The organism is Ramlibacter montanisoli (assembly GCF_013087525.1).
Lineage (GTDB): Bacteria > Pseudomonadota > Gammaproteobacteria > Burkholderiales > Burkholderiaceae_C > Ramlibacter > Ramlibacter montanisoli.
On the sequence record NZ_JABFCS010000001.1, the window covers coordinates 3848045 to 3867172 of the forward strand.

Here is a 19128-nt window from a genome sequence, read left to right on the forward strand (position 1 = left end):
TGCGATTGTAGACGGGCGCGCCGGGAAAACCCTAGTATGGGTTTATGCGTATCCGGCATGTGCCCGGCGAGCCTGCCGCAGCGATGCTGCCTACAGTGCGGACACAGGAGAACACAACATGGCCGCCGTGACCGAGAACCAGCGCGAGGAGCGCATCGCCGCGGTGCTGGCGCGGGCCGACGCCCGCCAGCCGCGCGCCGACGGGGTGCCGCTGGACACCTTCTCGCGCGAATACTTCGCCCAGGTGGACGTCGAGGACCTCGACGAACGCACCCCGAGGACCTGCTGGGCGCGCTGCTGTCGCACTGGCAGTTCGCGTCCCAGCGTCAGCCGGGCGCCCCCAAGGTGCGCGTCTTCAGCCCCTCGCCCGGCGCCGACGGCTGGGGTTCGCGCCACACCATCGTGCAGGTCGTCAACGACGACATGCCCTTCCTGGTGGACTCGGTCTCGCTGGAGATCATGCGGCAGGGGCTGGCCCTGCACCTGATCGTGCACCCCATCTTCGCCGTCAAGCGCGACGCGCAGGGCGTGCTGCAGTCGGTGGCGCCGCGCCATGCCGCGCCGGAGCTGCCGCGCGAATCGTGGATGTACATCGAGGTGGACCGGGTGGTGGACGTCGCGCAGCGCGCCGCGCTGGCCAGCGGCATCGAGCGCGTGCTGGCCGACGTGAGGGCGGCGGTGGCCGACTGGAAACCCATGCTGGCGCGCCTGAACGAGGTGCGCGAGGAGCTGGCCTCGCCGCCGGCGGCGGTGTCGCCCGAGGAAGCGCAGGAGACGCGCGCCTTCCTGGACTGGCTGGCCGACGACCACTTCACGCTGCTGGGGTACCGGCAGCACGCGCTGGTGGAGGCGGCGGGCGAGCTGGCGCTGAAACTGGTGGAAGGCAGCGGCCTGGGCCTGTTGCGCGAAGGCCATGGCGAGCAGTCGGCCAGCTTCGCCGCGCTGCCGCCGGCGGCGCGCGCCCTGGCGCGCACGCCCTCGCCCATGCTGGTGGTCACCAAGGCCAACACGCGCTCCACCGTGCACCGCGACGGCTACACCGACTACATCGGCGTCAAGCGCTTCGATGCGAACGGCAAGGTGGTGGGCGAGCACCGCTTCATCGGCCTGTTCACGTCCAGTGCCTATTCGGAACGCGCGAGCGACACGCCGCTGCTGCGCCGCAAGGTGGCGGCCGTGGGCCAGCGCGCCGGCTTCTCGCCCAACGGCCACCTGTCCAAGGCGCTGCAGCACACGCTGGAAACCTTCCCGCGCGACGACCTGTTCCAGGTGCCCGACGAGGAGCTGTACGACATCGCGATGGGCATCCTGGCGCTGGGCGAGCGCCACCGCCTGCGCCTGTTCCTGTGGCAGGACCCGTTCGACCGCTTCGTGTCCTGCCTGGTGTTCGTGCCGCGCGAGAGCTTCTCCACCCAGCTGCGGCTGAAGTTCCAGAAGATCCTGCTGCAGGCCTTCAACGGCACCCACATCGACTTCGACGTGCTGCTGTCCGGCACGCAGCTGGCGCGCATCCACTTCAACGTGCGGGTCGCGCCCCACCCGATGCCGGCGGTGGACCGCAAGGGGCTGGAGCGCAAGCTGGCCGCCGTGGCGCGCCGCTGGGAGGACGAGCTGCGCGACGCGCTGGTGGAGACCGAGGGCGAGGCCGGCGGGCTGGCGCTCGACCGCCGCTGGGGCACCGCATTCCCGGTCGCCTACCGCGAGCGCGTGCCGGCGCGTGCGGCGGTGCACGACATCCGCAAGCTGCAGGCGCTCACGCCGGAGGCGCCGCTGGGCCTGGCGCTGTACTGGCCGCTCGGTGCGCCGGACGGCCGGCTCGGGTTGAAGGTGTACCGAGTCGGCGCGCCGGTGGTGCTGTCGGACAGCCTGCCGATGCTGGAACACATGGGCGTGCGCGTGCTGGCCGAGGACAACCACCGCATCGACGAGGGCAGCGGCGCCTCCATCTACCTGCACGACTTCGCGCTGGAGGCGCGGCCGAACGCGGAGATCGACCAGCAGGCGCTGGCGCGCCTGTTCGAGGACGCGTTCGCGCGCGTGTTCCGCGGCGAGGTGGAGAACGACGACTTCAACCGGCTGGTGCTGCTGGCCGCGCTGTCGGCCGAGGAAGTGGTGGTGCTGCGCGCCTACGCCAAGTACCTCAAGCAGATCGGCTTCGCGCAGTCGCAGGCCACCATCGCGGCGACGCTGGCCAACCATCCGCGCATCGCGCGCATGCTGGTGTCGCTGTTCCGCCTGCGCTTCGACCCCGCCGCCAACGACGCGCAGGGCGCGGCCTCGCAGGTCAATGCGCTGGAGCAGGCGCTGGAAAAGGTGAGCAACCTGTCGGAAGACCGCGTGCTGCGCCAGCTGCTGGCGCTGCTGCAGGCGACGCTGCGCACCAACTACTGGCGCACCGGTGTCGGCGCGAGCGGCGCGGCCGGCCCGCGCCGGCCCTTCCTGAGCTTCAAGCTCGATTCGCACAAGGTGCCCGGGCTGCCCGAGCCGCGCCCGCTGTACGAGATCTGGGTCTATTCGCCGCGCTTCGAGGGCATCCACCTGCGCGGCGGCAAGGTCGCGCGCGGCGGCCTGCGCTGGTCGGACCGGCCGGACGACTTCCGCACCGAGGTGCTGGGGCTGGTGAAGGCGCAGATGGTGAAGAACACCGTGATCGTGCCGGTGGGCTCCAAGGGCGGTTTCGTGCTGAAGAAGGCGCCGCCGGCCAGCGAGCGCGATGCCTTCCTGAAGGAAGGCATCGCCTGCTACCAGGACTACCTGCGCGGCCTGCTGGACCTGACGGACAACCTGGTGGGCGGCAAGACGGTGCCGCCGCCGCAGGTGCTGCGCATCGACGGCGACGACCCCTACCTGGTGGTGGCCGCCGACAAGGGCACGGCCAGCTTCTCCGACCACGCCAACGCCATCAGCGCCGAATACGGGCACTGGCTGGGCGACGCCTTCGCATCCGGTGGCAGCCGGGGCTACGACCACAAGGCCATGGGCATCACCGCCCGCGGCGCCTGGGAAAGCGTCATGCGCCACTTCCGCGGCCTGGGGCTGGACACGCAGACGACCGACTTCACGGTCGCCGGCGTCGGCGACATGTCGGGCGACGTGTTCGGCAACGGCATGCTGCTGTCGCGGCACATCCGGCTGGTGGCGGCCTTCGACCATCGCCACGTCTTCATCGACCCGGACCCGCAGGCCGAAGCCTCGTTCGCCGAGCGCGAACGCCTGTTCAAGCTGCCGCGCTCCTCCTGGGCCGACTACGACACCAAGCTGATCTCCGAAGGTGGCGGGGTCTGGGCGCGCTCGGAAAAATCGGTGCCGCTGTCGCCGCAGGCACGCGCCGCGCTCGGCATCGAGGCCGAGACGCTGACGCCTGCGGAGCTGGTCAACGCCATCCTGAAAGCGCCCGTCGATCTTCTCTACAACGGCGGCATCGGCACCTACGTGAAGTCCTCGGCCGAGACGCATGCCGACGTGGGCGACCGCGCCAACGACGCGGTGCGCATCGACGGCCGCGAGCTGCGCTGCAAGGTGGTCGCCGAGGGCGGCAACCTGGGCTTCACCCAGCGCGGGCGGATCGAGGCGGCGCTGGCGGGCGTGAAACTGAACACCGACGCGATCGACAACTCCGCCGGCGTCGACACCTCCGACCACGAGGTGAACATCAAGATCCTGCTGGGCATCGCACAGGGCGACGGCGAGCTGACGGAAAAGCAGCGCAACACCCTGCTGCCGCAGATGACCGACCAGGTGGCGGCGCTGGTGCTGCGCGACAACTACTTCCAGACGCAGGCGCTCTCGGTCGGCCAGCGGCTGGCGGCCCGCCAGCTGGAGGAGCAGGCGCGCTTCATCCGCTTCCTGGAGAAGAAGGGCGAACTCAATCGCAGCATCGAGTTCCTGCCTTCCGACGAGGCGATCGCCGAACGCCGGGCCAAGGGCCTGGGCCTCACCAACCCCGAGCAGGCGGTGCTGCTGGCGTACAGCAAGATGTGGCTGAACGACGAGCTGATCGCCTCCGACCTGCCGGAAGATCCCTGGATCGCGACCGCGCTGGAGCGCTACTTCCCCACCCAGCTGAAGGAAAAGTTCGCCGCCTACATCCCGCGCCATCCACTCAAGCGCGAGATCATCGCCACCCACGTGTTGAACAGCATGGTCAACCGCGTCGGGCCGACCTCCGTCCACCGCCTGGGCGAGATCACCGGTGCGACACCGCCGCAGGTGGTGCGCGCCTACCTCGCCAGCCGCGAGGTGTTCGGGCTGGTGCCGCTGTGGCAGCAGATCGAGTCGCTCGACAGCCTGGTGCCCGACGAGGTGCAGGCCGACATGGTGGTCACGCTGCGCGCGCTGGTCACGCGCGCCACCACCTGGTTCCTGCGCTCGCGCCGATTGTTCGAGCCCACGCAGCAGCAGGTGGCGCGCTTCGCGCCCGCGGTGCAGGCGCTGCACGCACATGGCGGCGGGAGCGAGCGGATCGCCGCGCGCGCTGCGCTGGACCCAGGCCGGCGTGCCGCAACCGCTGGCGGTGCAGGTGGACGGCGCCGAGACCCTGTTCAGCGCGCTGGACATCGCCGACATCGCCGAAGCGAGCAAGCGGCCGCTGGCGCAGACCGCGCAGGTGCACGCCGGCGTCGGCCAGCGGCTCGGGCTGGAGCGCATGCGCCAGCAGATCGAGCTGCTGCCGGCCGACAGCTACTGGCACAGCCTGGCCAAGCTCGCGCTGAGTGACGACCTGAACGACCTGCAGCGCTCGATCGCGCTGGAGGCGCTGGGCCACGGCGACGGCAATGCCGGCGAGGTGCTGGATCGCTGGGAGCACGGCAACCGGCAGGCGCTGGACCGCGCTCAGCGGCTGCTGGTGGAACTGCAGGAGACACCGGGCAGCGACCTGGCGATGCTGTCCGTCGCGCTGCGGAGCTGCGCAACCTGGTCTGAGGCGGCGCAACGGCACCGATGCAGTCCCCCACCGAGCAGCGCACCCAGCTGGCCCGCGCCAAGCGGCGGGCGCTGCTGCTGCTGGTGCTGATGGCCGCCACCCTGGTCGTGAGCTTCTGGCTGCCGCCGGGCCTGTTCGCCAGCGGCTTGCGCATGACCTGCGAGGCCGCCATCGTCGGCGGCCTGGCCGACTGGTTCGCGGTGGAGGCGCTGTTCCGGCCGCTGCCGGTGCCGCTGATCGGCCGCGACACCGACGTGATCGCGCGCCGCAAGGACGAGATCGGCGAGAACCTCGCGCGCTTCGTGCAGGACAAGTTCCTCGATGCCGACTCGCTGGCGGCGCTGATCCGCCGGCAGGACCTCGCGGCCGACCTCGGCACCTGGCTCACGCAGGAAGAGAACACGCGCCGCCTGGGCGGCTTCCTGGTCAAGTGCATGGCCGGCTCGCTGCAGCTGGTGGAGGCCGACCGGGTGCAGCACCTGCTGAAACAGGCGACGCGGGCGGTGATGGCCGACGTGGATCTCTCGCGTTCCGCCGGCGAGGTGCTGGACACGCTGACGGCGGGCGGCCGGCACCAGGAACTGCTGGACCAGGTGATCGCGAAGATGCTGCACCTCCTGGACAAGCAGGGCACGCGCGAGGCGATCGCCGAGAAGATCGTGCTGTGGCTCAAGACCGAGCACTACCGCAAGCAGCTGGTGCTGCCCACCGAGTGGCTGGGCGACAAGGGCAGCCAGCTGATCGCCGAGCAGCTCGGGCGCTTCCTCGACGAAGTGCGCGACGACCCGTCGCATGGCCTGCGCACCGCCTTCGACGCGCAGGCCGCGGACCTGATCGCGCGGCTGAAGGGCGACCCGGTGATGCAGCAGAAGGCGGAGCAGATCAAGCGCTACCTGCTCAACGACGAGGACCTCGGGCGCTATGCCTCGGAGCTGTGGCGCACCGTGTCCGAGTGGCTGCACAAGGACCTGGAGGACAGCGACTCGCAGATCCACCGCAACCTGATGGCGGCGGCCCTGTGGCTCGGGCGCGAGATCTCGGGTGACGCGGAACTGCGCCGCACGCTCAACGCGCAGCTGGAGGCGGCCGCCCGCAGCGCCGCGCCGGAGTTCTCGGCCTACCTCACCACCCACATCCGCGACACCGTGAAGAACTGGGACGCGCGCGAGATGTCGGAACAGGTCGAGCTGAGCATAGGCACGCAGCTGCAGAAGATCCGCATCAACGGCACGCTGGTGGGCGGCGTGATCGGCCTGCTGCTGTTCGCCGGCGGGGAGGCCCTGCGCCGGCTGCCCTGAAGCGCAAGGCTTGCGGTCAGCCGCGCATCAAGGCCTCGATCTCGTCGGCCTTCACCGGCACGCCGCGCGTGATCAGGTCGCAGCCCTGCGGCGTGACGATGGCGTCGTCCTCGATGCGGATGCCGATGTGGTGGAACTGCTCCGGCACGCCTTCGCCCGGGCGCACGTAGATCCCGGGCTCGATGGTCAGGACCATGCCGGGCCGCAGCACGCGGCTCGGGCGGTTCTTGATGATCTCGCCGGACAGCGGGTCCTTGCGCTCGCTCACCTGCCCCACTTCGCCGGGTTCGACGTAGCTGCCGCAGTCATGCACGTCCATGCCCAGCCAGTGGCCGGTGCGGTGCATGTAGAAGGGAAAGTAGGCGCGCTTCTCGATCACGTCGTCCAGCGTTCCCACCTTGGACTTGTCGAGGAGGCCGACGTCGAGCATGCCCTGCGCCAGCACCTTTACCGCCGCCTCGTGCGGGTCGGTGAAGCGCGCGCCGGGCTTGGTGACGGCGACCGCCGCGTCCTGCGAGGCCAGCACGATGTCGTAGAGCGCGCGCTGCGGGCCGCTGAACCTGCCGTCGGCCGGGAAGGTGCGCGTGATGTCGCTGGCATAGCCGTCGAGTTCGCAGCCGGCGTCGATCAGCACCAGCTCGCCGGCACGCACCGGCGCGACGTCGGCACGGTAGTGCAGCACGCAGGCATTGGCGCCGGCGGCGACGATGGAGCTGTAGGCGGGGTACTGCGAGCCGGCCAGGCGGAACTCGTGCATCAGCTCGGCGTCCAGGTGGAACTCGCGCACGTCCCTGCCCTCGCGCAGCATGCGCGCGCAGGCCTGCATGGTCCGGACGTGGGCACGCGCGCTGATCGCGGCGGCGCGGCGCATGGTGTCCTGCTCGTGCGCGTCCTTGAACAGGCGCATCTCGTCCAGCACCGCGCACAGGTCGCGCTGCTGCTCGGGGCACAGCGCGCCGTAGCGCACGCGCGCGCGCACCTGGTTGAGCCAGCCAGCCACGCGCTGCTCCAGCCCCTGGTGGATGGCGAAGGGGAACCAGACCGTGTCGCGGTTCTCCAGCAGCTTGGGCATCTGCGCATCCAGCTCGCCGATCGGGAAGGCGGCGTTCACCGCCAGCGCGCCGACCGCCGCCTCCGGGCCCAGCCGGTAGCCGTCCCAGATCTCGCGTTCCAGGTCCTTGGGCTGGCAGAACAGCGTGCTGCTGCCGTCGCCGGTCACCACCAGCCAGGCGTTCGGCTCGGTGAAGCCGGTCAGGTAGTAGAAGTAGCTGTCGTGGCGGTACAGGAAGTCGGAATCGCGGTTGCGCGGGCGCTCCGGCGCGGTGGGGATCAGGGCGATGCCGTTGGTGCCGAGCTGCGCGGCCATGCGGGCGCGGCGCTGGGCGTAGACCGAGGTGGGCACGGTGGTGTTCATGCCCCCATTCTGTCGTCATTCCCGCGCAGGCGGGAATCCGAGGCTTTCGGGCTTTTATCCGGCGTTCAAGGCCGCCAGGCGCTCCGGCGTGCCCACGTCGGTCCAGGGTCCGTGGTACAGCTCGCGCTCACTTCGCCCCGGTCCATGGCCGCCCGCAGCAGCGGCGCCAGCTTGGCGATGTCGCCCTGGGGATTGCCCGCCGGCAGGCCGGCGAAGAAGTCCTTGCGGAACAGGGCCACCGTGGAATAGGTGTGGCGCTCGGCCGCCTGGTTGAGCGCATGGCCGTCCGGCGCCAGGCCGAAGTCGCCCCTGGCGTTGTGCTCGGGGTTGGGCACCAGGATCAGGTGCGCCAGCTTGCCGCTGGCCGCGAACTTGTCGTAGGCCGCGCGGGTGAACAGGAAGTGCGGCATGTAGACGTCGCCGGCCACGACCCAGAACACGTCGGCCAGCAGCGGCAGGGCGCGGGCGATGCCGCCGGCCGTTTCCAGCGCGCCGCCGAAGTCCTTGCCCTCGTGCGAATACTTGATGCGGCAGCCGCTGGTGCTTTCGTGGCCGAAATGGTCCTCCAGCTGCTCGCCGAGCCAGGCCGTGTTGATGACGACGTCGCGAAAGCCGCCGTGCGCCAGCGCGTCGAGGTGGTATTCGACCAGGGGCTTGCCCTTGACCTTCAGCAAAGGCTTCGGGCAAGTGTCGGTGAGAGGCCGCATGCGTTCGCCGCGGCCGGCGGCCAGGATCATGGCCTGCGCGATGCTCATTCTTCTTCTCCCCGGTCCAGCGAGCGCTGCTCGGTCCACTCCGGCTGGAAGCGGTTGACCAGCGCGAACATCAGGCCGCGCGCCTTGGCCGACTGGTCGGTCGCCGCGTCGCCGACGTACACATCGACGGCCACCGCCTTCTCGCCTGGCCAGGTGTGCAGGCAGACGTGCGCGCCGGGCATCAGCACCGCACCGGTGATGCCGCCGCCGTCCACCGGGTGGAAGGCGTGCTCCAGCGGCTCCAGGCCGACGGCCTGCGCCGCCGACGCGCACCAGGCCGCCAGCTGCTGCGCGTCCGCGAGCCAGGCCGGCTCGCAACGGCAGCGGTACAGGTCGGCGGTGAGGTGGAGGCCCTTCATGCCCCGAATGTATGCCAGGGACGCTTGGGTCCGGGGTCGGCGGGGAGCCCGGGCTGCGTCCCTTAAAATGCCGGGTTTCCCCTGATCCTCCCTTTCCCCCTCCCCGGAGCTGCCCCTGATGGCCAACGATTCCCTGATGGCGAACGCGATCCGCGCGCTCGCCATGGACGCCGTGCAACAAGCGAACTCGGGCCACCCGGGCGCGCCCATGGGCATGGCGGACATTGCCGTGGCCCTCTGGCACCGTCACCTGCGTCACAACCCGAAGAACCCGCACTGGGCCGACCGCGACCGCTTCGTGCTGTCCAACGGCCATGCCTCCATGCTGGTCTACGCGCTGCTGCACCTGACCGGCTACGCGCTGCCGGCCGGCGAGCTCAAGGGCTTCCGCCAGCTGCACAGCAAGACCCCCGGCCATCCTGAAGTCGACGTCACCCCGGGCATCGAGACGACCACCGGCCCGCTGGGCCAGGGCATCACCAATGCGGTGGGCATGGCGCTGGCGGAAAAGCTGCTGGCCGCCGAATTCAACCGCGGCAGCCACGCGATCGTCGACCACCACACCTACGTCTTCCTGGGCGACGGCTGCCTGATGGAAGGCATCAGCCACGAAGCGTGCGCGCTCGCCGGCGCCTGGAAGCTGAACAAGCTGGTGGCGGTGTACGACGACAACGGCATCTCGATCGACGGCCAGGTCACGCCCTGGTTCATCGACGACACGCCGGCGCGCTTCCGCGCCTATGGCTGGAACGTGATCGGCCCGGTGGACGGCCACGACATCGAAGCGGTGGACCGCGCGATCGCCGACGCCCGCCGCAGCGCCGAGAAGCCGACGCTGATCGTGGCCAAGACCCACATCGGCAAGGGCTCGCCCAACCGCGCCAACACCGCCAAGGCGCACGGCGAGCCGCTGGGTGCCGACGAGATCGCGCTCACCCGCACCGCGCTGGGCTGGCCGCACCAGCCCTTCGAGCTGCCCAAGGGCGTGTACGAGGAGTGGGACGCGCGCGCCAAGGGCGACGCGCTGGAATCCGACTGGGACCGGCGCTTCGCCGCCTACCGCGCCGAGCACCCGGAACTGGCCGCCGAATTCACCCGCCGCATGAAGGGCGAGCTGCCGGCGAACTTCGCCGAGATGGCGGCCGACGCCATCGCCGCCACCCATGGCAAGGCCGAGACGGTCGCTTCGCGCAAGGCCTCGCAGCTGGCGCTGGAGACGCTGACGGCGGCCCTGCCGGAACTGCTGGGCGGCTCGGCCGACCTGACCGGCTCCAACCTGACCAACACCAAGAGCACCCCGCCGCTGCGCTTCGACCAGTCGGGCGACGTGGTGCGCAACGAAGGCAGGATCGGCCGCCACGTCAACTACGGCGTGCGCGAGTTCGGCATGGCGGCGGTCATGAACGGCGTCGCGCTGCACGGCGGCTTCATCCCCTACGGCGGCACCTTCCTCACCTTCAGCGACTACAGCCGCAACGCCATCCGCATGGCCGCGCTGATGAAGCGCCGCGTGATCCACGTGTTCACGCACGACTCCATCGGCCTCGGTGAAGACGGTCCGACGCACCAGTCGGTCGAGCACGCGGCCAGCCTGCGCCTGATCCCCAACCTGGACGTCTGGCGTCCCGCCGACACCGCCGAGACCGCGGTGGCCTGGACGGTGGCGCTGCAGAACGCGAATCGCCCGACGGCGCTGCTGCTGTCGCGGCAGAACCTGGCCTACGCGCCCAAGACCGGCCTGGACAACATCGAACGCGGCGCCTACGTGCTGGCCGACGACAGGCAGCCCGATGCGGTGCTGATCGCCACCGGCTCCGAAGTGCAGCTGGTGCTGAAGGCGCGCGAGCAGCTCGCCGCCGAAGGCGTGAAGGTGCGCGTGGTGTCCATGCCCAGCACGACGGCCTTCGACCGGCAGGACCGCGGCTACAAGGAAAGCGTGCTGCCCGCGGGCATCCCGCGCATCGCGGTCGAGGCGGGCGTGACGGATTTCTGGTGGAAGTACGGCTGCGCTGCCGTCGTGGGTATCGACAGCTTCGGCGAGTCGGCGCCTGCTAATGTCTTGTTCAAGCACTTCGGCTTCACGCCGGAGAACGTGGCCGACACCGTGCGCGCGGTGCTGCAGCGGGCCTAAGGGTTTTTATCCAGGAGAATCGAATGGCTATCAAGGTTGGCATCAATGGCTTCGGCCGCATCGGCCGCAACGTGCTGCGCTCCGCGGTGCAGAACTTCCCCGACATCGAGATCGTGGGCATCAACGACCTGCTGGAGCCGGACTACCTGGCCTACATGCTGCAGTACGACTCGGTGCACGGCCGCTTCAAGGGCGACGTGAAGGTCGACGGCAACACGCTGATCGTCAACGGCAAGAAGATCCGCCTGACCCAGGAGAAGGATCCCGCCAACCTGAAGTGGGGCGAGGTCGGCGCCGACGTGGTGATCGAGTCCACCGGCATCTTCCTGAGCAAGGACGGCGCGCACAAGCACCTGCAGGCCGGCGCGAAGAAGGTGATCCTGTCCGCCCCGTCCAAGGACGACACGCCGATGTTCGTGTTCGGCGTGAACCACCAGAAGTACAAGGGCGAGGACATCATCTCCAACGCCTCCTGCACCACCAACTGCCTGGCGCCCATCGCCAAGGTGATGAACGACAAGTGGGGCATCAAGCGCGGCCTGATGACCACCGTGCACGCCGCCACCGCCACGCAGAAGACCGTGGACGGCCCGTCCAACAAGGACTGGCGCGGCGGCCGCGGCATCCTGGAAAACATCATCCCCTCCTCCACCGGCGCGGCCAAGGCGGTGGGCGTGGTGATCCCCGAGCTGAACAAGAAGCTCACCGGCATGTCCTTCCGCGTGCCGACCTCCGACGTGTCGGTGGTCGACCTGACGGTGGAACTGGAAAAGCCGGCCACCTACGCCGAGATCTGCGCGGAGATGAAGGCGCAGAGCGAAGGAGCGCTCAAGGGCATCCTGGGCTACACCGAAGACAAGGTGGTGGCGACCGACTTCGTGGGCGACGCGCGCACCTCGATCTTCGACGCCGACGCCGGCATCGCGCTGGACTCCACCTTCGTCAAGCTGGTGAGCTGGTACGACAACGAATGGGGCTACTCGAACAAGTGCCTGGAGATGGTCCGCGTCGTGGCGGGCAAGTGACGAACTAGTCCTTCCAGTGGCCGATGGCGATGCTGCGTATCGCCTCGAAATAGCGCCGGGTTTCCTCGTTGTACGGCGGAACCAGGTGCCAACCGAGATGATCCGCCTCGAACTGCGGCTGCACCGTACGCAGTGACAGGCAACGCCCTGCCCACTGGTTGGAATCCGTTCCCCAGACGGAATAGTCGTGATAGCCGGCGCGATACAGTGCCAGCGTTGTGTCCACGCCGCATTCCTGGAATTCGGCGTCGAGCACCTTGCGGTAGAGGTTCGTCCGTTCGTGTGCGATCACCTCGGCTCTCTTGGGGTAAGCCGGGGGTATGCGGCTCACGTTCAGTTCGAGCCCCGCCTTGTTCGCATGCGGATGCTCGCGCAGTCCCTTCTCCAGCAGCGCGAGCCAGTCGACCTCGGGGTTCGGGATGACATCGCAATCCGTCACGAGGTAGGGCTCGTCCCTGGCATATTTGGCGCTCAAGCCCTGAGCCCACACCACCGTATGGCCGTGGTTCCTGTCCATCGGCAGGAACTTGGCCCCGAACCGATCCGCGAGCGCCTCGGCACCGGCCCGGCATTCGGCCCGGGAACAATTGTCGATCACGTAGACGTCCAGCCGCGGATGCGCGGACAGCACCTCGAGCAATCGGAGAAGGAAGGTCGGCCGGTTGAAGTGGATGATGAAGCACTTGACCCGATGGCCGAAGAGCTTCCTGCGCAGCGACTGGAATAGGGATGGTGTCCCCTGCTTGTCCATGACCGTCCCTTGTGACCTGCGTCGTTACAGCGTTGTCCGATTCTAGGACCTCGGGGATCCGCCTAACAGGCTCTTGCTACTTCTTCGCCAGCAGCTTCGCGTGCCCCGCGCTGTATTCCCCGCGCGTGAGCCTGCCGTCCTTGTTGCGGTCCATCATCTCGAACATCACTTCCGAGCCGGCCTGGTGTTCCTCGGCCGACAGCACGCCGTCGTGGTTGCTGTCGATCACGCGGATCTTCTCCGCCGAGCTCATGCCGGAGCGCTTGCCGCTGCCCACCTTGCCCTGCGCCGCGGTCATCTCGCGGCTGGTCACGCGGCCGTCCTTGTCCGCATCCATCGCACGGAACATGGCGCGCGCGCCCTCGGCGTGTTCGGCCGCGCTGATGCGGCCGTTGCGGTCGGCGTCCATCTTCGCGAACAGGTCGGCGGCGGCGAAGGCGGGCAGGCCCGCCAGGCAGCCGAGCAGCAGCAGTTTCCTCGCTTGTCTCATCGGACTCTCCATGGGTACGGGGAAACGATGGCGCAGCCGCGTGGTCGCGGGAAAGCCGCGGCGCAGGGACTTCGTGTAGGAATCGTCGGGCCCGGGACGTGACCTGCTCGACCGGGCAACGGCCCGGGGCTGTCTCAGCCGACGGCGCCGAGCGCGATGGCCTCGGCGGCGACCGCCGCCAGCGCCGCCACCGACTGCTTTTCCATGTCCGTGGGCGAGCGGTGCTCGCGGAAATAGGTGCCGAAGGTGCCGAGCACGTGGCCGGTGTCGGACTTGATCGGTAAGCTCCAGGCGCCCAGGAAGCCCAGGGCCAGCGGCAGGTGGCGCAACTCGGCCCAGCGCCGGTCGTCGTAGAAACTGGGCGTCTCCACCACCTCGCCGGTGGCCGCGGCCGCGGCGCAGGTTCCCACGTTGGCGTTCGGCTTCAGGCGGTCGATGGCGTCCAGGTAGTCCGCGGGCAGGTTGGGCGAGGCGCCGTTGCGCAACAGCCCGTCGCGATCGAGGATGAGGATGGAGGCCACGGTGCTGCCGCGCGCGAGGGTTTCGACCGCGCTCGTGAGCTGCGCGAGCACATCGCGCAGAGGTGCGCCGTCCTGGGCCATGCGCCGCGCCCGCTGCGCGGCGGCCAGCAGGAACTTGCGTTGTTCTTCACTCAGGCCGGACAAGGCCGGCACGGACTCCAATGCCATCCGCCCAGTATAGGCAGCGGGGCACGGCCGAGCTACCCGGGATCACCCAGGGCTATTCGACGATGATGGTGCCCATCATCCCGCCGGCGGCATGGTCGAGGATGTGGCAGTGGAACATCCACTCGCCGACGTTGTCGGCGACGAAGGCGATGTCCATTTCCTGGCGCGGGGCCATCATGACCGTGTCGCGCCACACGCGCTGCCGCACCGCCTTGCCGTCGAGGGCGACCACCTGGAAGAAGTGGCCGTGCAGGTGCATGGGGTGTTCGAACTCCGTGCGGTTGAGCATCTTGAGGACCACGTGCTCGCCGCGCCGCAGGTGGAACAGCGGCTCGTGCATCATCGCGTGCTCGTGCTGCGCGGTGTAGTTCATGGTCCAGGACAGGCCGTGGCGCTCCATGATGCTCTTGACGTCCTGCGGCCGGCCATCGACCTGGCCGATCGCCGGCAGGCCCAGCACTCCGCCTTCGAAGGCGATGAAGTGGCGCGTGGCACGCGACAGGTTGGGCTGGGCGATGCGGTTCGGCGCGATCGCCGGCGGCGCGCCGAGCACCTTGGTGCGCACCGGCGTGCCGCCGTAGGCGATGGTGGCGATGCGGGTGCCCTGGTCCCGCCGGTCCCAGACGGCGAACTCGCCCTTGCCGGCGCTGCCGTCGAGGACCAGGTCGGTGCGCTGGCCGCCCCCGAGCAGCAGGGGGGCGCGCGCAGCGGCTGCGGCCGGACGCCCTGGCCGTCGAGCGACACCACCCAGGGCGTGTGGCCGGTGAAGTCCAGCGACAGGATGCGGGCCGAGGCCGCGTTGATCAGGCGCAGGCGCACGCGCTCGCCGGGCCGCAGCTGCAGGCGCTGCTGGGCGCCGGCGGCCTTGCCGTTGATGGCGATGGTGTTGCCCAGGCGGCCGCCGCTGCCGAAGTCCACCACCTTGCCGAAGTCCTCCACCTGCTGGTTGTCGCTTCCCAGCTTCAGGTCGCTCAGCACCCAGATCACCTCGCGGTCCACCGGCAGCGGCCTGTCCTCGTCGACGATCAGCGCGCCGTACAGGCCGCGCGGGACCTGCTCGAAACTGGACTGGTGCGGGTGGTACCAGTAGGTGCCGGCATCGGGCGTGCGGAAGCGGTAGGTGAAGTCGGCGTTGGGCGCGATCGCTTCCTGCGTGACGTTCGGCACGCCGTCCATCTCGTTGGGGACGCGCACGCCATGCCAGTGCACGGTGCTGGCCTGCGGCAGCCGGTTCTTCAGCTGCACGATCGCTTCCTCGCCGCGCTTGAAGCGCAGCACCGGCCCCGGCACCGACTGGTTGTAGCCCCAGACGCCGGTTTCCGGGCCGTTCTCGCGCACCCGGTGGCGGAACACGCCGGCCACCAGCTCGGAGGGGATGGGGGCGGCGAAGGACGTGGACGGCAGCAGCGCCGCGCCGGCAGCGGCGCCGGCGGTCTGCAGGAAGCGGCGGCGGGGGATGCTCACGGGGATGTCTCCTTGCGGGCGGGCGCAATGGCCCATCTTCGTGAGTCCAGTCTACGCAGGCTGGCTGGCGGCGATTTGCGCCAGCTCAAGGGGCCCTGCTTTCGCCCGGCCTGTCGGCGCATGCCGCGCCGCGCCGCCCTCACCCGCCCGCGGCCGCCGGCCGGTCCTCGCGCCCGTCCGGGTAGCGCGCGAAGCGCGCGGGCTCGCCGCCGTGCACCGGCGCGGTGTCGGCGAAGCGCCAGCCACCGAACTGCGTGCGCCGGTAGTCCTGCATGGCCTGTGCGATCTCCTGCTGCGTGTTCATCACGAAGGGGCCGTACTGCGCCACCGGCTCGCCGATCGGCCGGCCCTGCAGCAGCAGGAATTCGCACACCGTGTCGCCGGCGGCGATGGCCACCTCCACGCCGGCGTCGAGCGTGATCGCCACCGGTCCTTCGACCGTGCGGCCGCCCACCATCGCGCTGGCGCCCTTGAAGAAGTAGAGCGTGCGCTGCGTCCCCGCCAGCACCGCCGGCGGCGGCTGGAAGCCGGCGCCGGGTTCCATGCGCAGCGTCCAGATCGCGACGTCCGCCTCGTCCTGCGCGGCCCACGAGTCCGGCGGCGGGGCCAGCGGCGCGACGTCGCCGAAACGCCCGGCGATCACGGCCACTTCGGTGCTGCGGCCCTGCGCGTCCTGCAGCACGCGCCGGGGCACCTGCTCGTTCCACAGCATGGTGAAGTGGGGCTCGGCCATCTTGTTGCGCTTGGGCAGGTTCAGCCAGATCTGGAACAGCTCCAGCGGGTTGGCCTCGTCGGTCTTGAGCAGCGGGAACATCTCCGAGTGCACGATGCCGCGGCCGGCGGTCACCCACTGCACGTCGCCGCCGCCGAAGCGCGCGATGGCGCCGAGCGAGTCGCTGTGGTCGATCAGGCCCTTGCGCACGATGGTCACGGTCTCGAAGCCGCGGTGCGGGTGCGCGGGAAAGCCCGGCACGCTGTCGCCGTGGTACATGCTCCAGCCGTCCTTGCGGCTGAAGTCCTGGCCGATGTCGCGCCCCGCCAGCGGCACGGCCGGCCCCATCCTGCCGTTGCCGCGCGGATAGGCGTCGTCGTGGTAGGCGCAGAACAGGAAGGGGTCGGCGGTTTCCCAGGGAAGCCCAGCGGCTTGACCGCGAGGACGGCGGAGGAGGACATGGCAGGCCTTTCAAAGATCGCAGGTGCGGGCGGGTGCCCACAGTTTCAACCTTCCCACCATGTCAGGCCTGGCCTCCCGGGCTTGCCCCGGGGTCCCTGGGGGCATTTCAGTGGTGGTGCCCGTGCTCGCCGTGCACGTGCCGGTGGGCGATCTCCTCGCCGCTGGCCATGCGCACGCCGGTCACCTTCAGGTGGAACTTCAGGGCCTTGCCGGCCAGCGGGTGGTTGCCGTCGAGGTGCACCTCGGGGCCCTTGATCTTCATGACGTGGAACACGTGCGGCGTGCCGTCGTCGGTGCGGCCCTCGAGCTGGCCGCCGACCTTCACGCCCGGCGGGAATTCGCTCTTCGGGATCACCCGCACCAGCGACTCGTCACGCTGGCCGAAGGCGTCTTCCGGCTGCAGGTTCAGCGTGCATTCGAAGCCGGCTTCCTGGCCGTCCAGCGCCTGCTCGATCTTGGGCAGCGTGTTCTCGTAGCCCCCGTGCAGGTAGACCATGGGCTCCTTGCTTTCCTCGATCAGTTTGCCGCTGGCTTCGGAGACCTTGTACTTGAGGGTGACGACGGTGTCTTTGGCGATTTTCATGGTGCAGATTGTGACGGCTCGCCCCGGGCGGCGGCGCGCGCGCCCGGCTGCGGCAGGAAGCGGAACAGGGCGATGCCCAGGGCCAGGAAGCCGGCGATCGCGCCGAACACGGCCGTGTAGGTCTCGACGCCCAGCACGGTCGCCACCGAGGCGGCCACGCCCGTGAGCCACTGCATGAGCGCGACGCCGAGGAACATGGCCATGGTGAACACCGCCATGGCACGGCCTGTCATGTGCGCCGGATAGGCCGCGCGCACGTCGGCGTACTGCATCACCATGTAGCCCGAGACCAGGCCGATCGCCAGCGACAGCACGACCTCGGCGGCGGCCGGGATCGGTGCCGCCATCAGCGCGAAGATCACGGCGCAAGCGATGGTGTAGCCGGTGATCCAGCGGCGCCGCTTCGCATCGCCCGGATCGAGCCGCCCGAACAGCGGCGGGCCGACCATGCCGAGCACCGACACGGCCAGAAGCACGTTGCCGGTCTGCACCAGCGTGTAGCCGTAGCGGTCGATCAGCAGCGGCCCGAGCCACAGGCCGCGCAGCGACAGGAAGGATGCATAGGTGAAGAGCGCGAGGCCGATGATGCCCAGCGTCTGCGGCAGCCGGAACAGCTCGCCGTAGCCGCGCAGCGCCGCCAGCACGCCGGGGCGCTGCGCAGCCGGTGCCGGCGCTTCCTCGCGCACCAGCAGCAGGATCGCCAGCCAGGCCAGCGCCGCGCACACCGCAAGGCAGACGAAGCCGGCGCGCCAGCCCCAGGACGTGATCACCCAGGCCAGGGGCGTGCCGGTGAGCAGCAGACCGACCGAACCGATGCCCAGTGCCGCGCCGTTGACCGATGCGTACTGCCCGGCCGGGAAGCGGCGCGCGATGAAGACGGTGCACGCGAGGAAGGCCGGCGCGCAGCCGATGCCGGTAAGCACCTGGCCCGCGATCAGGCCAGCGTAGCTGGTGGCGCTGGCGGTGACGAGGCCGCCGACGATGGTCAGCGGGAACACGGCGAGCACGGTGCGCCGCGGCCCGTACACGTCGATGCCCATGCCCATGAACAGTTGCAGCGCGCCGAAGGCGAAGTGGAAGGCGCCCGCGAACAGGCCCAGCTGCTGCGGCGTCAGCCCGAAGGCCTGCTGCAGCGGCGGCGCCATCACGCCGGCGGCGGTGCGGAAGGCCTGGCTCAGGGCGAAGCCCGAGATCAGCACCAGCAGCATGATCCAGGCGGCGCGGAGGGAGGAAGCGGATGTCACGCGCGCACTGTAGCGGGATCGCGCGGCGCCGGCCGACAGGACGCCGCGGCGCCAGCGGCGATGATGGGTGCATGCATGTCCGCGCCACCATCGCCATCGCCGCCGCACTGCTGGCCGCCGGCTGCTCGCGCACGGAGGCTCCGGCACCGCAGCCGCCCGTCGCAGCCGCACCTGCTCCCGCAGCCGCAGCCGCACCCGCTCCCGCTCCCGCTCCCCAGCGGCCGGCGCTCTCGCTCGACGCGCTCAGCGCGCAAGCCTGGCGCGTGACGGAGTCCAAGGCCGTGGCGGCAGGATCGCTCTATGTGTTCCTGCCCGGGGGCACGCTGCTCGTCGCCACGCCGGGCAGCACCATCGCCCGGGGCCGCTGGCGCGCCGAAGGCGCCGGGATCGTGATGGAGGAAGACTCGCTGTCGTATCGCGTCGACCTGCTGGAACTGCATGAACGCCGGCTCCGGCTGCGCAGCCACAACCCGGGCGCGCCGGTCGACATGACGCTGGAGGCGATCGAGGCGGCGGCGCAGCCCGTGCCGGCCACTTTCCAGGGCGCGTGGGGGGCCGACCGCAAGGCGTGCGGGCAGCCGGGCGCGGAATCACGCCTCGTGCTGGACGCAGGCAGCGTCCGCTTGCATGAGAGCAGCGGCAAGGTGCTCGCGGCGGTGGCGGACCCGCGCAATGCGCGCCAGCTCGACCTCGTCCTGCGCCTGCGCGGCGAAGGCGGCACGCGGCTGGCCTGGCGGCGCCTGCGGCTGGCGCAGGAAGGCGCCACGCTCACCGACCTCACGGACAATGCGCAGGGCGGGCTGGCGCGGGTGCGCTGCCCCTGACGC

16 protein-coding genes and 2 pseudogenes are annotated in these 19128 nt (G+C 70.0%); 6 read left to right on the forward strand and 12 right to left on the reverse strand.

Annotated features, from left to right (window positions below):
* Positions 1 to 90 precede the first annotated feature (90 nt).
* The gene (locus HK415_RS26585) at positions 91 to 306 is read right to left on the reverse strand and encodes a hypothetical protein (protein ID WP_171562015.1); all 216 of its coding nucleotides are present in this window, start codon (positions 304 to 306) and stop codon (positions 91 to 93) included.
* On the opposite strand from HK415_RS26585, the pseudogene HK415_RS19095 reads away from it, so the two are divergent.
* The 3 genes and pseudogenes from HK415_RS19095 to HK415_RS19105 form a co-directional block, all read left to right on the forward strand.
* Positions 298 to 4383: pseudogene (locus HK415_RS19095) on the forward strand (NAD-glutamate dehydrogenase); the annotation flags it as partial. The gene HK415_RS26585 and the pseudogene HK415_RS19095 sit on opposite strands and share 9 nt — an antisense overlap.
* Before the next feature lie 58 nt (positions 4384 to 4441).
* Positions 4442 to 5014, forward strand: coding sequence for an NAD-glutamate dehydrogenase domain-containing protein (locus HK415_RS25530; protein ID WP_253261954.1), 573 nt, complete (start codon positions 4442 to 4444; stop codon positions 5012 to 5014).
* The gene (locus HK415_RS19105; RefSeq protein WP_171562019.1) at positions 4942 to 6222 is read left to right on the forward strand and encodes a DUF445 domain-containing protein; all 1281 of its coding nucleotides are present in this window, start codon (positions 4942 to 4944) and stop codon (positions 6220 to 6222) included. Before HK415_RS25530 ends, HK415_RS19105 begins: the two co-directional genes overlap by 73 nt.
* 16 nt (positions 6223 to 6238) lie before the next feature.
* Here HK415_RS19105 and HK415_RS19110 read toward each other — a convergent pair whose 3' ends face one another.
* From HK415_RS19110 to HK415_RS19120, 3 genes and pseudogenes are all read right to left on the reverse strand, one after another.
* Complete coding sequence (locus HK415_RS19110; RefSeq protein ID WP_171562021.1) at positions 6239 to 7636, reverse strand: aminopeptidase P N-terminal domain-containing protein; 1398 nt, start codon at positions 7634 to 7636, stop codon at positions 6239 to 6241.
* A gap of 54 nt (positions 7637 to 7690) precedes the next feature.
* Positions 7691 to 8373: pseudogene (gene murU, locus HK415_RS19115) on the reverse strand (N-acetylmuramate alpha-1-phosphate uridylyltransferase MurU).
* Between the two features lie 14 nt (positions 8374 to 8387).
* A complete protein-coding gene (locus tag HK415_RS19120) occupies positions 8388 to 8750 on the reverse strand; it encodes an S-adenosylmethionine decarboxylase family protein (protein WP_171562023.1) in 363 nt (120 codons plus the stop codon).
* 118 nt (positions 8751 to 8868) lie between these two features.
* Between HK415_RS19120 and tkt the strand changes: the two genes are divergently transcribed.
* Entirely contained in the window at positions 8869 to 10881 is a 2013-nt protein-coding gene (gene tkt / locus HK415_RS19125) for a transketolase (protein ID WP_171562025.1), read from the forward strand.
* A 23-nt stretch (positions 10882 to 10904) separates the two neighbouring features.
* Positions 10905 to 11906, forward strand: coding sequence for a type I glyceraldehyde-3-phosphate dehydrogenase (gene gap, locus HK415_RS19130; RefSeq protein ID WP_171562034.1), 1002 nt, complete (start codon positions 10905 to 10907; stop codon positions 11904 to 11906).
* A gap of 4 nt (positions 11907 to 11910) precedes the next feature.
* On the opposite strand, the gene HK415_RS19135 is transcribed toward gap, so the two are convergent.
* The 8 genes from HK415_RS19135 to HK415_RS19165 all read right to left on the reverse strand — a co-directional run bounded on the left by HK415_RS19135 (position 11911) and on the right by HK415_RS19165 (position 18301).
* Positions 11911 to 12657: a glycosyltransferase gene (locus HK415_RS19135; protein ID WP_171562036.1), complete on the reverse strand. Its 747-nt coding sequence runs from the start codon at positions 12655 to 12657 to the stop codon at positions 11911 to 11913.
* 76 nt (positions 12658 to 12733) lie between these two features.
* On the reverse strand, positions 12734 to 13147 hold the full coding sequence (locus HK415_RS19140) for an EF-hand domain-containing protein (RefSeq protein ID WP_171562038.1): 414 nt from the start codon (positions 13145 to 13147) through the stop codon (positions 12734 to 12736).
* 134 nt (positions 13148 to 13281) lie between these two features.
* Positions 13282 to 13836 carry a GAF domain-containing protein gene (locus HK415_RS19145; RefSeq protein WP_171562040.1) on the reverse strand — a complete coding sequence of 185 codons (555 nt, stop codon included), beginning with the start codon at positions 13834 to 13836 and terminating at the stop codon, positions 13282 to 13284.
* Between the two features lie 52 nt (positions 13837 to 13888).
* Complete coding sequence (locus HK415_RS24065) at positions 13889 to 14236, reverse strand: multicopper oxidase domain-containing protein (RefSeq protein WP_216369826.1); 348 nt, start codon at positions 14234 to 14236, stop codon at positions 13889 to 13891.
* Entirely contained in the window at positions 14206 to 15300 is a 1095-nt protein-coding gene (locus tag HK415_RS19150) for a multicopper oxidase family protein (protein ID WP_216369827.1), read from the reverse strand. Before HK415_RS19150 ends, HK415_RS24065 begins: the two co-directional genes overlap by 31 nt.
* 139 nt (positions 15301 to 15439) lie before the next feature.
* On the reverse strand, positions 15440 to 16360 hold the full coding sequence (locus HK415_RS19155; protein WP_171562042.1) for a pirin family protein: 921 nt from the start codon (positions 16358 to 16360) through the stop codon (positions 15440 to 15442).
* A gap of 220 nt (positions 16361 to 16580) precedes the next feature.
* Positions 16581 to 17057 carry an FKBP-type peptidyl-prolyl cis-trans isomerase gene (locus HK415_RS19160; protein WP_171562044.1) on the reverse strand — a complete coding sequence of 159 codons (477 nt, stop codon included), beginning with the start codon at positions 17055 to 17057 and terminating at the stop codon, positions 16581 to 16583.
* The gene (locus HK415_RS19165; protein ID WP_309246756.1) at positions 17054 to 18301 is read right to left on the reverse strand and encodes an MFS transporter; all 1248 of its coding nucleotides are present in this window, start codon (positions 18299 to 18301) and stop codon (positions 17054 to 17056) included. The genes HK415_RS19160 and HK415_RS19165 overlap by 4 nt, the downstream gene beginning before the upstream one ends.
* A gap of 71 nt (positions 18302 to 18372) precedes the next feature.
* Here HK415_RS19165 and HK415_RS19170 point away from each other — a divergent pair, with 71 nt between their 5' ends.
* A complete protein-coding gene (locus HK415_RS19170; protein WP_171556306.1) occupies positions 18373 to 19125 on the forward strand; it encodes a hypothetical protein in 753 nt (250 codons plus the stop codon).
* Positions 19126 to 19128 lie beyond the last annotated feature (3 nt).